Here is a 13,811-nt window from a genome sequence, read left to right on the forward strand (position 1 = left end):
AATCCGCGCTTCTCATAGAACATCGTCGGCTGAGAGGGAAGCTTCCCGGCGCGACGATTTGGCGGCTGCGGAAAATTCCGACTTTTTAGCCATTGCGAAATTTCGCAAGTAAGGTTTACGCAAATTCATGATTTGGGCGGCATGATCGGTCTTGCACAGCGGTTTTGCCCCCAATAAACAACCGCTGCTGCATAAGAGGTCCCCTACCTCTGGGCGGTACCCCCAACGCCCCCTTTAGAGAGCCGCCAGGTCCCCCGCCTGGCGGCTTCATTCGTTGCAACACCCGCTCCATCGATTATCAGATGGCGTTCAACCCACAGCCGCACCGCCGCGCCCAATAGCAAAGGGCCCGGCATTGTCGCCGAGCCCTTCACGCAGTCCTCGATACGCAATACTTTTCGAGGAAAGTCGGTTACTCTAGGAAAGACATAGGATTGATGGGAGCAGAGTTCTTGCGGACCTCGAAGTGAAGCTTCGGACGGGAGGCATTGCCGGACATGCCCGAGTCGGCGACGACCTGACCGCGGTTGACCTTGTCGCCGCGATTGACGTCGATGGACTTCAGATGGGCATAAACCGTGACCTTACCGTCGGAATGGCGGATCAGAACCGTGTTACCCAGCTTTTCGAGGCCATTGCCGGCATAGATGACGACGCCGTTTTCAGCAGCCTTGACCGGCGTTCCCTCCGGAACCGAGATGTCGATACCGTCATTGCGCTGTCCATCGACATTCGCGCCATAGGCGGCAATGACGGCGCCTGTCACCGGCCAGCGATATTTACCGATACCCGTCTCGGCCGGCGCGATGGAGGCAACCTGCGACTCGGCGGCCGAGGAAACGCTTTCCTTCGACGTCGCCTGCGCAGCCGCTGCGGCGGGCTGGCTCGCGGCCTTCGGCTTCAGCGGCGCATCGGGCCTCTGGGCAACCGACGCCGTCGTCATGTCGTCAGCGGTGACCTTTTCGCCTGCTGGCTTCTCGGCGGCGACCTTGGTTGCAGTCGCAGCCGGGATCTTGAGCTCCTGACCGGCCCGCACGGCATTGCTTGTCAGGCCATTTGCCGCGCGCAGAGCTTCGACGGTGACGCCGTTCTTCTTGGCAATCGCAATCAGGCTCTCGCCAGAGGCGACCTTGTGCGTGTTACCCTTGGCGCCATCCTTGGCCTCTGCCGCAGCAATCTTCTTTTTCTCGGGCTGCGGAGCACCCGGCAGAATCGCCTCCTGATGCGGCACCTTGGTCGGAACCGGAATTCTGGCGGGTTGCTGGATGGAATTGGCCTGAGCAGACTTCGGCTCCGCCGAGGCAACCTGCTTGTCCTGCTCCGTATGCGACGCAGACACCGTGCCCGTCGAGATCGGATCCGGCCCCTTGATCATGCGGATATTCGTCTGCCCCTTGGCCGCAGTCGCACTTGCCGTATGGCGGACCGGCGCAGACGCAGCAGGGGTGGCCGGCGGCAGCGGGGCACCGAGCGCCGCAGACTGAACCGGCGAATTGGTGACGGCGCGCGCATTGGACGCCATCGGCATGGGAGACCCATACATCTGACTGTTATTCTGCGCGGGCGGCAGCGGCTGACTCATCGAGTCCGAGAGATCGGAGCGCGGAGGAAGATTGCCGGCAGAGGCGACGCTGGCGCTGGGGGTCGGAGCCTGACCAGACATGGAATTCTGACCACGGATCGAACCCGTACTGATATTGTCCGCCGAATGATAGAAGCTGTCAAAGCGGGTCGCATCGGAACTGCAACCTGCTGCAGTCCCGGCCAAAAGCGCAATCGCAATGAACCGAACTGCCGGATTTTTGTACGCTGACGCAATTCTGTTACGCATTACTGGCCCCGTCTCTACAAGAAACTCTCGTGAGGCCATTAAACCGTGTTAGGGTTACCGGGGGGTTAAGGATGACCCTCAGACGGTCATTATTTTTCGGGGGTTGTTAAATAACACAAGGCCGCGAGAGCCTCGCAAAGTGCATTTCAAAGCGCATTGGCCATGTGCGGTTCAAGCGGAAGATAAGGCACTTCAAAGAGTTCGGTGCGCTCGAAGCGGACGCCGACCTTGGCAAACCGGATCATGACGCAGCGCCCGTCTTCAAGGATCATCGGAGCCAGCATTTCGCCGCCCGGCACGACCTGTTCGGCAAAGATGCGCGGCATCGTCGTGAATGCAGCTGTGACCAGAATCCGGTCGAAAGTCCCCTCGCCCGGCAGTCCGTTCATGCCATCGGCCTGACGCGAAAAGATGTTGCCGCCGCCCACCTTGCCGAAGCGACTATGGGCGTTTTCCACCAGCGTCCGGTATCGGTCGACGGTGAGGACTCGCTGGCAGAGCTTGCCCATCAGGCTGGCCGTATAGCCGCTGCCTGTGCCGATCTCGAGTACGCGGTGATCGGGGTGAAGGTTCATGAAATGGACGACTTTCGCCGCCAGATCGACACCTTCGGCGAAGGCGCCGCATTCGATCGGAATCGTGTGGCGCGACCACGCCTCGCGCGCGAAGGCCGGCGGCACGAAGAGCCCGCGCGGCACCTGTTCGACGGCATTGAAAAGGCTGGCGTTGGAAATGCCGTCGGCGCGCAGACGCATCACCAGTGCAGCGAATTCTTCCCGATCGCCGAGACCGTTCTCCACCGCCATCATACCCCCGCAAGCGCTGCCGTCAGCGCGTGTTGGGCCTCATGATCGGTCAGATCAATTTTCAGCGGCGTAACCGAAATGCGCCCCTCGGCCAGCGCATTGACATCCGTTCCGGCCTTCAGATCCGATTTGCGACCGTCGAAGCGCAGCCAGTAATAAGGAAAGCCGCGGCCGTCGCGACGCTGCTCAGCCGCCAGTCCGAACGTCTGTTTGCCCTGGCTCGTCACCTCGACACCCTTGACCTCTTCGGGACGGCAATTGGGGAAATTGACGTTGAGGAAGGTAAAGGCCGGAAGAGTAACGCCGATCAGCGTCTGGAGAAGCGCCGGGCCATGACTTTCGGCAACCTCCCACGGAACCTTGCGTTCCCCGTCGAAAATGTAGGCCTGCGACATCGCGATTGCGCGGACACCCTGCAGAGCGCCCTCCATAGCGCCAGCGACCGTGCCCGAATAGGTCACGTCGTCGGCTATGTTCGATCCGGAATTCACGCCGGAAAGAACCAGATCCGGCTTGCCCTTCATGACTTCCTGAATGCCCATGATGACGCAATCGGTCGGCGTGCCGCGTAGCGCAAAATGCCGATCAGAAACCTTGCGCAGGCGCAACGGATCGTTGAGCGTCAGCGAATGCGCCAGACCGCTCTGGTCCGTTTCCGGCGCCACGATCCAGACATCGTCGGTCAGCGTGCGGGCTATCCGCTCCAGGGCAGCGAGCCCCGGAGCGTGAATGCCGTCGTCATTGGTCAGCAGGATGCGCATCGGGTCAGGAAGCCTTCTCGATGCGGGTGATGCCGCCCATGTAGGGAAGCAGTGCCTCCGGCACGGTGATCGAACCATCTTCATTCAGATAGTTCTCCATCACCGCGATCAGGCATCGGCCTACAGCCGTGCCAGAACCGTTGAGCGTATGGACGAAATTCAGCGTCTTGTCGGAGGCGTTGCGGTAGCGCGCATTCATGCGACGCCCCTGGAAGTCGCCGCAGACCGAGCAGGACGAGATTTCGCGATAGGTGTTCTGGCCAGGCAGCCAGACTTCAAGATCGTAGGTCTTGCGCGCGCCGAAGCCCATGTCGCCGGAGCAGAGCGTCATCGTGCGGAAATGCAGACCGAGGCGCTTCAGCACTTCTTCGGCGCAAGCGGTCATTCGTTCGTGTTCGGCAATCGAGCTTTCCGCATCGGTGATCGATACGAGTTCGCATTTCCAGAACTGATGCTGGCGCAGCATGCCGCGCGTGTCGCGTCCAGCAGAACCGGCTTCCGAACGGAAGGACGGGGTGAGCGCCGTGAAGCGCAGCGGCAGCTTGTCCTGATCGAGGATTTCCCCGGCGACAAGGTTTGTCAACGTCACTTCGGCCGTGGGGATCAGCCAGCGCCCGTCGGTGGTGCGAAAGAGGTCCTCCGCGAACTTCGGAAGCTGGCCCGTACCATACATGGCCTCGTCGCGCACCATCAGCGGCGAAGAGACTTCCGTGTAGCCATGCTCGCGCGTGTGCAGGTCCAGCATGAACTGGCCTAGCGCGCGTTCCATACGGGCAAGCTGCGACGTCAGGACAGTGAAGCGCGCGCCCGAGAGCTTGGCGGCACGTTCGAAATCCATGTAGCCGAGCGCTTCGCCGATCTCGTAATGCTCGTGGGGAGGATGGTTCCAGAGGGGCTTATCGCCTACGACGCGCTTGACCTCGTTGTCATGCTCGTCCTTGCCGACCGGGACGTCGTCCAGCGGAATATTCGGAATCCGCGAGAGCATGTCGGTAAGCTCGGCGCTGACCTTGCGCTCTTCTTCTTCGGCATCGGGAAGCGTTTCCTTCAGCGTCGCCATTTCGGCCTTCAGCTTTTCGGCAAGCTCGGTGTTCTTCTGCGCCATGGCGGCGCCGATTTCCTTGGAGGCCGAATTTCGGCGCGACTGCATGTCCTGAACGGACTGGACGAGGGAGCGGCGCTTCTCATCGAGCGCGATGACGGAAGCCGAAAGAGCATCAGCGCCACGTTTCGCCAGAGCAGCATCGAGCGCTGCCGGATTGTCCCTGATCCATTTGATGTCGAGCATTTCGTCCAAGCCTTCGAAGACGGGTCAGTTTCCCAAAGGGTGGTAGCTTCGTCTTCAAGAAAGCCCCGCCCCGATATCGTGGCAGGGCCGGTCGTCACGCCCCGCCGTCTTCAGACGCGGAGGAGGATGCGACGTCGCTTCCCGTCGCCTGCTCGTCTTCCGCAGCCTTCTCCTTGCCGCGACCCTTTTCGATGAGTCGTCCGGCATAGATTGCGATTTCGTAGAGAAGGATTGTCGGCAGTGCAAGGCCGATCTGGGACATCGGATCCGGCGGCGTCAGCACGGCCGCAACCACGAAGGCCAGCACGATGGCGTATTTGCGCTTCTCGACCAGTGTCTGCGTCTTAAGGATATCAGCGCGGATGAGCAGCGAGGTCACGACCGGCAACTGGAAGACCAGACCGAAGGAGAAGACCAGCGTCATGATCAGGCTCAGATATTCCGAGACCTTCGGCATCAGCTGGATTGCCACCTGGCTTTCCGAGCCGGACACTTCCATTCGCAGGAAGAACCACATGACCATCGGCGTAAAGAAGAAATAGACCAGCGCCGCGCCGAGCAGGAAAAGAACGGGAGACGCTATCAGGAACGGCAGGAAGGCCGCGCGTTCATTCTTGTAGAGGCCAGGCGCCACAAAGCGATAGAGCTGCGAGGCAATAACCGGGAAGGCCAGAACCATGGCGCCGAACATCGCCACCTTCAGCTGCGTGAAGAAGAATTCCTGCGGCGCGGTGTAGATGAACTCGGCCTTCTTCATATCCAGATGTGCCCAGACGACGGCCCATTTGTAGGGAATCACGAGCAGATTGAAGAGGTCGCGCGCAAAGAAGAAGCAGACCAGGAAGGCGACGAAGAAGGCGGCGAGCGATTTGATGAGGCGCGAGCGCAGTTCGATCAGATGCTCGAGCAGCGGCTGCGGCTTGTCGTCGATGTCGTCAGTCATGCATCATCCGTCTTCTTGGCCTTGGCGGGCTTCTTCGGTGTCGCTGTCTTGGTGGATGTTGCGGCGGCGGGAACGGCATTGACAACCGGTGCGGCTGCCTTGCGCGGGGTGGCCTTTTTGACCGGCGCATTGGCGGTTTCTGCCGAGGCGGCAGCAGGCTCGGTGGCCACCGCAGCCTTCTTGCGCTGTGCCGCCTTCGGTTTGGACGCGGCAGCCCCATCCACAGCCGGCACAGACGCCTGCGCTTCTGCTGCGACGGCCTCGCCGGCGGCAGAAGCCTTGGGGGTCCGCGGCTTGCGGGCAGGTTTCCTGGGTTCCGAGGTGGCATCACGCGAGGCCGGCGTTTCGGCGGATGCCGGGGTTGCCGGCGTCGCGGGGGACGCCGCCGGGAAGGTCGGCGGTTCGCCGGGCGCTTTCACCTCGGTCTCCGGTCTCCAGGGCTCGCCAAGCGTGGCCGGCTCCGGTTTCGCAGCGTTTTGAATGTCGCTGCGGATATCATTGCCCATCTGGCGCAACGGGTTCAATGCGTCCTTGAGCGAATTGACCGGGTTCAGCTTCTGCGCATCCGAGAATGTCTGACGGACATCGTCCAGCTCGACCTCGCGAAGCGCCTCATCGAACTGCTGACGAAACTCGCCAGCCATGATGCGAAGGCGCTTCGTCATCTTGCCGAATGCGCGCAGCATTGGCGGCAGGTCCTTCGGCCCGACCACCACGATCAAAACGATGGCGATGACCAAGAGCTCGGTCCAGCCGATGTCCAGCATTGAACTACCTCAGACAAGCGCCGTCGGCGCTGATATTACTTGGTGGCTTCGTCGGCCTTGTGTTCGACCGTCTTGGCCTTGTCCGCCGGATCTTCCTCGGACATGCCCTTCTTGAAGTTCTGGATGCCCTTTGCGAGGTCACCCATCAATTCCGGGATCTTGCCGCGACCGAAGAACAGAAGCACGACGACCAGAACGATCAGCCAATGCACCATGCTAAAAGAACCCATCGGAATCTCCTTCCTGACACCTCCGAACACCGAAGGCTTATTTGTTCCCCAAACGATGTAAGACGTTCAAGCGTCTTTTTCAAACACCATTATGTCGCGTTCGTTAACGTCTAGCGATATGTCGCGCAAGCCCTGCGGCAACTGGTCGGCACGAATTCGCGCGCGTACGGGCTCTTCGAGACCGGGGACCGCCAGCCGAAGGACCTCAACCACGCCGAGAAACCGGCGCGACAAAATTCTTGCGGGGATCCGACCGCCCTCGCCGCTCGGCTTTACGTCCGACAAACGCACCGCAGCTTTTACGCGCGTTCCGTCCGAAAAACCCGTGACGGGTGTGCGGCCGAGCGGCGTTTCAACGGCACCGCTCAGCACCACCGAATCAAAGATGTTCATGTCGGAAAAGAAGCCGGCCGCAAAAAGGCTTACGGGGCGACGATAAAGCTCCTCGGACGGGCCGGACTGCACAAGACGGCCATCGCGCAAGAGCGCGATGCGATCGGCCATCAGCATCGCCTCCTCCGCGTCGTGCGTAACGACGACGGCGGTTGCGCGGGTCTCGCGCAGGATTGCCAGAGTTTCGGAGCGGACGCTGTCCTTCAGCCGGGAATCGAGACCGGAGAAGGGCTCATCCATGAGGAAGACCGCCGGACGCGGGGCAAGCGCGCGGGCAAGCGCCACACGCTGCTGCTCACCGCCAGAAAGCGCATGCGGATATTTCTCGGCCGCATGGTCGAGACCAACACGGGCGAGCGCCGCCATGGCCTCCTCGACTGCCGCCTTCTTTGGCAGAGCCGTGAGGCCAAAGCGCACGTTTTCGAGGATCGTGAGATGCGGAAAGAGGGCGAAGTCCTGGAACATCAGGCCGATGCCGCGCTGCTCCGGCGGCAGGATAGTCGACGGCCCGGCGATCTCGCGGTCATTCAAGAGAACACGTCCGGCGGACTGCAGCTCAATGCCCGCAGCGATCCTCAGCAGTGTGGTCTTGCCCGAGCCGGAGGGACCGAGAAGGCAGAGCACTTCGCTGGGCTCCGCCGTGAGCGAAATGCCGCGGATGGTCTCCTTGTTGTGATAGCTGTGGTGGATGTCATAAAAGGCGAGACGCGCGGCGAAGGTCACGCCTGCGGTTCGGCGACTGCGCCCATCGGATGCGGTTCGGGAGTTTTCGGGCAGTTTCGACAAGGGCAGCATCCGGATTGCAGGCCGTGGCGGGCCGATAAAAGCGGACCTTATTCCTCTTCTTTACCGCCGGGTGTCAAGAGGCCGAGTTCCTCGAGATCGAGCTGGGTCAGCGGGTCTTCGTCTTCCGTCAGTTCGTCGTCGGACATGGGAGAGGGAATGTTGAAGTTGGGTGGCATGCGGCCGGTGAGCAGCCCTGCCCCGCGCAGCTCCTCCAGCCCCGGCAGATCGCGAACCTCCTCCAGACCGAAGTGGTCGAGGAAGTCTCTCGTCGTGCCGAAGGTCACCGGACGACCGGGTGTACGCCGGCGGCCGCGGAAGCGCACCCATCCCGCTTCCATCAGCACGTCGAGCGTGCCGCGCGAGGTCTGGACGCCACGAATATCCTCGATCTCCGCACGCGTCACCGGCTGGTGATAGGCGATGATCGCAAGTACTTCCAAGGCGGCACGGGAGAGTTTCTTTGGCTCGCGCTCGTCGGAGCGAAGGGCGAACGAGAGATCCGGCGCAGTGCGGAAGGCCCAGTGGCCCTCGATGCGGACGAGATGGATGCCGCGCGCGACGTAATCGTTCTTCAGTGTTGCCATGACCAGTGCAACATCGACGCCGCGTGGCAGGCGTTCGGTCAGGAATGTTTCGGACACCGGCTGCGCGGAGGCGAAAACGAGCGCTTCGGCCATGCGGCAAGCCTCGACGAAGCGCGGATCATCGGCGCCGGTTTCGTTCACGTCGATCAGGTCGGCGGTTTCGGCCATGGTCATGCCTTGGCGCTCCCTTCTGCGAGCTCCGCCGCCTTCTCGCCGGGCCGCATGAAGATCGGCTGGAAGGCGCCGTCCTGACGGATCTCAATCTTGCGCTCCCGCGCCATTTCCAGCGAGGCGGCGAAGGCGCTGGCGATCATGGTTCTGCGCTCCTGAGGGTCAGCGGCGTAGCGGGCGAGATAGATGTCCAGCGACACCCAGTCCGATATCTCGCCGACCATGCGGGACAGCAATGTTCTGGCCTCGACCAGCGACCAGACCTTGCGCCGGGCGATCACGACATTGGTGACCGCCTGTCGCTGGCGAAGCACTGCATAGGCCGTGAGCAGATCGTAAAGGCTCGCCTCGAAGGCGGAGCGGCGCTCGACCGGAATCAGTTCCGGCGCTCCGCGGGGGAAGACGTCGCGGCCCAACCGGTCGCGGTTGATGAGCTTTTCGGCGGCGTTGCGCATCGCCTCCAGCCGCTTCAGGCGGAACGCCAGGCTCGCCGCCATTTCCTCGCCCGTCGGTTCACCATCCTTCGGCGCCTGCGGGATGAGAAGACGGGATTTCAGATAGGCAAGCCAGGCCGCCATCACGAGATAGTCGGCTGCCAGTTCGATGCGGATCGCCCTCGCCTGTTCAACGAAGACCAGATATTGCTCGGCCAGCGCCAAAACGGAGATGCGCGACAGATCGACCTTCTGGGTGCGCGCCAGATGGAGCAACAGGTCGAGCGGGCCTTCAAAACCGGCGACGTCGATCAGCAGCGCGGGTTCAGTGACCCCGCGCTCCGCATCCGCGTCCCACAGTTTCTCAAGCGGCCCGGAGGCCTGCTTCTGCCCTTCGGCCATGTCTCAACTGGCCCCTCTGTTCCGCCCCTCAGGCAGAGGGGATCATTGCGAAGAACTCGGCGCGCAAGGCGGCCTCGTCCGAAGCGTCAGGCTTGGCGAAGCCCGCGATGGCCGCATCGGCGCGGGCCTTGGCCTTGCCGCGCAGGATCGGCGCTTCGGCGACAACAGCCTGCATTTCCGTCATCACGCCATTGCAGTGAAGCACGATATCGCAGCCCGCCGCAACAATGTCACGCGCCCGCTCCCCAATTGTTCCGGCAAGCGCATTCATCGAAGTGTCGTCGGACATAAGGAGTCCGTCAAAGCCGATGTAACCGCGAATGATCTCGTCAATCACGGTCTTCGAGGTCGTGCCCGGACGTTCCGGATCGATGGCGGTGTACACGACATGGGCGCTCATCGCCATCAGTTCACTGCGCATCGCCTTGAACGGCGCGAAATCATGCGCCTTAAGACTTTCGCGCGAAGCGTCGACCACCGGCAGATTGTGATGCGAATCGGCGCCTGCGCGGCCGTGACCCGGCATGTGTTTCATGACCGGCAGCATGCCCCCGTCCTTGAGCCCTTGCGCGGCAGCGCGGCCCATGGCGGTCACGGTTTCCGGATCGTGGCCGTAAGCGCGGCTGCCGATGACGTCATGAGCGCCTTCGACCGGTACGTCGAGAACAGGCAGGCAATCGACATCGATGCCGAGCTTCAGGAGATCGAAGGCGTGAAGCCGCGACATCAGCCAGGCGGCGCGCAACCCCTTCTCCCTGTCTTTCGTGTAGATCGCGCCGAGATCCGCCCCGGACGGATATTTGTCGGCAAGCGGCGGCCTGATGCGCTGCACGCGCCCGCCTTCCTGATCGATCAGCACCGGCGCATGACGGCCGGCGACCGTGTCACGCAGATCGTCCGTCAGGCGTCTGATCTGATCGTGGCTTTCGATGTTGCGGCCGAAGAGGATGAAACCCCAGGGCTGGACCTCGCGATAGAAGGCCTTTTCCTCATCCGTAAGCAGGAGGCCGGAACAGCCGAGAATCAGAGCGCGCGTATCTGTCATCATCAATCCATCAAGCAGACATCGCCGCCCTTGCAGGCGGCGATGGTTTTATTGTTTCAGGCGTTTTTTGTCAGCGGGACACGAGTCAGCGGGACACGAGGCAGCTTCCGCCAGCCGCGCGGTAGCGCGAGCAAAGCGCAATCGCCTCGTCCTTGCTGCCAGCGACAATGCGAAGGCGATAGTAGGTGCCCTTGCCCGGAATTTCGGCCGGCTTGATATCCATGCTCTTGCCGCCGATCACCGAAGAGAACTTGGCCGAGAGATTGGAATAGGACTTCCTGGCCTCCTCCTGCGACGGCAGCGAAGCGATCTGGATCACATAGGCGCCGGCCGGCGTGCTGGAGGCAGCGGGAGCTACCGGCTGCTGTGTCGGCTGAGAGGACTTGGCTGCGGCCTGCGCCGCCGGCTTTTCAGCCGCAGCGGTCTGCTGACCGGCCACATTGCCACGCTGCGTGACCGTTCCGACGACATTTACCGGCTGTTCGGCGGGACGCGCGGTCGGGATCGGGGCCGTCATCGGCTTGGCCGCCGCCTGCTGGCTTGCCTGTGTGGCAGGCGCGCCATTGGCCGGAGCGATCGTCGAGGCCGGCTGCGAGGCCTCGACATTGGCCGTTGCAGCCGGGGCCGTCATTACGGCGTCTGCGGCAGACGACTTCGGTGGTTCGGCCGGAGCCGTCGTTTCGCGCGCAACCAGTGTGCCGTTCGGCAGAACGATCATGGTCTTGACCTTGCGCGGGCTGACAGATTCCTTGGACTTGTCGCCATCGCCCCCCGGCTGGGACGGCGTTGCGGGCAGGCGCGCGTCGGCATCGGATGCATCGGCCACGCCCGGCGCCTGCGCGTCGGACGGCATCGCGCCATCATCGCCAAGGGTTTTCTCGGACACGTTCACGGGCTCTTCGGCGTTGGCAATCAGGCTGCCCTGCTTGACCACTTCAGGCGACTTGCCGGCAACGCGCTCATAGACCGCCTTGTCCTGGTTCGGCACCTGCTTGCCACCCGGCTGATCGGGAACTTCCTTGATGGGCGACTTGTCGGCCATGATCACGCGCGGCGTACCATCGCCGGCAACGCCCGGAACATCGCCGGAGCGCCACAGCATGACGGCGCCAAGGCCGGCGAATGCAACGATGGCGGCAGCTGCGGCGACGCGGGCATATCGCGCCACAAACCCCTTCGGCTGCGCATCGATATCCGTCATATCGAAGGCGCGGCCGGCAGGAATGGCGGGCGTTTCATGAATGGAACGGATGAGCTCATTGGCAAGGCCGTTGTCGAGACCGTCGTCTTCGCCGTCGCGCTGACCGTCAGCAAGGGCGCTCGCGGACTGCTCCCTGGGCTTGCTCCCCATCGCGAACAGCTCCGCCATCTCCGCCTCGATGTCATAATCGAAGTCGGACACCGGCTTCGGAGGCATCTCGCCATCCTGCTCGGGAACCTGCGGCACATCCATCGTTCCGAAAGAGGCCGGCATTGTATCTTCGATCTCGGCAATCGCGCTCGGATCGAAAGGCATTTCATCGACCGGCGGCTTGGCCGGTGCGGCTTGCAATTCGGTCATGACCGCGCGCGAGACTTCAGCCTCGATCGCATCCTCGTCAAAATCGAATTCGAAGTCCTTGAAGTCGAAATCCGCTTCCTTCTGTGCGGGCGTTGCGGCGATCGGCTCAACCGACTTGCGGCCGGAGGTCAGCCAGCCCGGCAGTTCGGCAACCGGATCGACGGCAACGGCGGCAGGCGTGCCGAGAGCGGCAGCAACCGGCCCGGCGGCGGTAAAGGCATCCGGCTTCACTGAGAAGGCATGTAGGTCCGGTTCCACCGAGACATAAGGCTCATGGACGAAGGCGGGCTCGGGCTCGCCCTCATCATGAGGCTCCTCGCTCGCGAGCGCAACGACTTCGGTCGCAGGCGGCTCCTGAGCGGTTGCAGCAGGGGCGGCGACAAGATCGTCGGCCTCCAGATCGAACTCGAAATCGCTGAACAGATCATTTTCAGGCTCTGCAGAAGCGGAAGGAGCCTCACTCTTGTCTAGGGCGAGGGTTTCACTCGACAAGGCCTCAACGGACGCTGCCTCAACATACACAGGCTCAGCGGGAACGGGCTCGACAAAAACCGGCGCCTCGGCCGCAGCAACAGCTTGCGGCGCGGCTTCAGCAACAGCCGCGACATCAGCAGGGGCGACCCATTTCGGCGCCAGCGCGCCGGCGGAGAGCCAAGCCGGCGTGGTCGTCTCAAGGGCAGCGAGGCGATCGTTCTTCCAGGCAGCGAAGGGCGATACAGGCTCGAGAGCCGCATCCGGCTTCAGATCGAGCGCGCCCACCGACTGCTCCAACTCCGCTTCCATATCCGCAACAGCATGAAGTTCTTGAGCTTCGGGTTCGGCGGAAGCGTCAGCTTCGGGCTCGGAGAAATCGAAATCCGGAACAGGACCGGCAAAGACGGGCTCACCGGCGTCCTGGTCCATATCGTCGAGCGCGAGTTCCGGAACCGAGCTGGCGAGAGCCGGCTCTTCATCGAAGTCAAAATCGGGAACCGGCCCGTCAAAGACGGGCTCAGCATCGTCAGAAACGGGCGCGACAGCCGCGTCGGGCACCAGATCCAGCACGCCCAGCGACTGCTCCAGCTCCGCTTCCATAACGGCAACGGCGACAGCCGGGTCGCCGGCTACCGTTTCCGACGCCACTTCGTCCAGCAAATCCCACTCGGCGAGATCGGGGATCGGGCCGGCGAACTCGACGGGTTCTTCGTTGGCCTCCTGCGAGGACTCAAAAGCAGCGTCCGGAACAATGTCGACGTCCGCATCCGGCTCGGGCGCAAAAACCACCGGCGGCACGGGCTCTACGCGAGCGACCTCACGAACAGGCTCGGATACAACGGCCGGTGTGCGCACGATTGGCGCGGGCCGGGTCGCACGAAACACGCTGCCGGCATCCATCGGCGGCATCGTGTCGTCATCATCTTCATTTACAACAGGTGCAACAGTCACGGGCGGCGCGACCGAAGCCGGGGCGCGGACAGCGGGCTCGAAGGTCGGCTCAAGCTTCCGCATCGGCTCGCGGGCGGCAGGCTCGCGCCCAACGGATTCACGCGGACCTTCGTAAAGCGCAAACTCGCGCAACAATTCATCTTCGAGATCAGCCATGGCAGGAATGTTCGACGCCTGCCCACCGGCGGGCGGCGTGAAACCCGCCCCGACGGCGATCGGCGTGCGGCGTTCCGTCTCCAGCGCCCTGGAAATCTCCGCGAGAGTATCGTTTCCTTCTACGTCCCCGCGAAAGATTGTCCGTTCACCGGCGCGTCTGTTATCTGCCATATTGTCCACTCGCAAAAGCTTGCGTTACCTGCCAGGACATTATGGGCAAATGGCGAC

Annotated in this window: 12 protein-coding genes; all 12 read right to left on the bottom strand. The window is 62.5% G+C overall.

The annotated features are described in order from the left end of the window. Positions 1–412 precede the first annotated feature (412 nt). The 12 genes from LQK83_RS04950 to LQK83_RS05005 all read right to left on the bottom strand — a co-directional run bounded on the left by LQK83_RS04950 (position 413) and on the right by LQK83_RS05005 (position 13,754). Positions 413–1,663, bottom strand: coding sequence for a peptidoglycan DD-metalloendopeptidase family protein (locus tag LQK83_RS04950; protein ID WP_230836126.1), 1,251 nt, complete (start codon positions 1,661–1,663; stop codon positions 413–415). 314 nt (positions 1,664–1,977) lie between these two features. Then, positions 1,978–2,637, bottom strand: a complete 660-nt coding sequence (locus LQK83_RS04955) for a protein-L-isoaspartate(D-aspartate) O-methyltransferase (protein WP_269065229.1) — start codon at positions 2,635–2,637, stop codon at positions 1,978–1,980. Continuing rightward, positions 2,637–3,398 (bottom strand): 5'/3'-nucleotidase SurE, encoded by a 762-nt coding sequence (gene surE / locus LQK83_RS04960; RefSeq protein ID WP_230836127.1) that lies wholly within the window; start codon positions 3,396–3,398, stop codon positions 2,637–2,639. The genes LQK83_RS04955 and surE overlap by 1 nt, the downstream gene beginning before the upstream one ends. Before the next feature lie 4 nt (positions 3,399–3,402). Next, positions 3,403–4,686 (bottom strand): serine--tRNA ligase, encoded by a 1,284-nt coding sequence (gene serS / locus LQK83_RS04965; protein ID WP_230836128.1) that lies wholly within the window; start codon positions 4,684–4,686, stop codon positions 3,403–3,405. Between the two features lie 94 nt (positions 4,687–4,780). Beyond that, on the bottom strand, positions 4,781–5,629 hold the full coding sequence (tatC, locus tag LQK83_RS04970; protein WP_230836129.1) for a twin-arginine translocase subunit TatC: 849 nt from the start codon (positions 5,627–5,629) through the stop codon (positions 4,781–4,783). Then, entirely contained in the window at positions 5,626–6,396 is a 771-nt protein-coding gene (gene tatB, locus LQK83_RS04975; RefSeq protein WP_230836130.1) for a Sec-independent protein translocase protein TatB, read from the bottom strand. Before tatB ends, tatC begins: the two co-directional genes overlap by 4 nt. 35 nt (positions 6,397–6,431) lie before the next feature. Beyond that, positions 6,432–6,626 (bottom strand): twin-arginine translocase TatA/TatE family subunit, encoded by a 195-nt coding sequence (locus LQK83_RS04980; RefSeq protein WP_230836131.1) that lies wholly within the window; start codon positions 6,624–6,626, stop codon positions 6,432–6,434. Positions 6,627–6,692: 66 nt separating this feature from the next. Continuing rightward, positions 6,693–7,814 carry an ABC transporter ATP-binding protein gene (locus LQK83_RS04985; RefSeq protein ID WP_442966701.1) on the bottom strand — a complete coding sequence of 374 codons (1,122 nt, stop codon included), beginning with the start codon at positions 7,812–7,814 and terminating at the stop codon, positions 6,693–6,695. A 38-nt stretch (positions 7,815–7,852) separates the two neighbouring features. Further along, on the bottom strand, positions 7,853–8,557 hold the full coding sequence (scpB, locus tag LQK83_RS04990; protein WP_230836324.1) for an SMC-Scp complex subunit ScpB: 705 nt from the start codon (positions 8,555–8,557) through the stop codon (positions 7,853–7,855). Between the two features lie 2 nt (positions 8,558–8,559). Beyond that, the gene (locus LQK83_RS04995) at positions 8,560–9,396 is read right to left on the bottom strand and encodes a segregation and condensation protein A (protein WP_230836132.1); all 837 of its coding nucleotides are present in this window, start codon (positions 9,394–9,396) and stop codon (positions 8,560–8,562) included. A 28-nt stretch (positions 9,397–9,424) separates the two neighbouring features. Continuing rightward, on the bottom strand, positions 9,425–10,441 hold the full coding sequence (gene nagZ, locus LQK83_RS05000; RefSeq protein ID WP_230836326.1) for a beta-N-acetylhexosaminidase: 1,017 nt from the start codon (positions 10,439–10,441) through the stop codon (positions 9,425–9,427). Between the two features lie 85 nt (positions 10,442–10,526). After that, entirely contained in the window at positions 10,527–13,754 is a 3,228-nt protein-coding gene (locus LQK83_RS05005; protein ID WP_230836133.1) for an SPOR domain-containing protein, read from the bottom strand. Between the last annotated feature and the right edge of the window lie 57 nt (positions 13,755–13,811).

This window comes from Rhizobium sp. C1 (assembly GCF_021026335.1).
In the GTDB taxonomy this organism is placed as follows: Bacteria; Pseudomonadota; Alphaproteobacteria; order Rhizobiales; family Rhizobiaceae; genus Ensifer_A.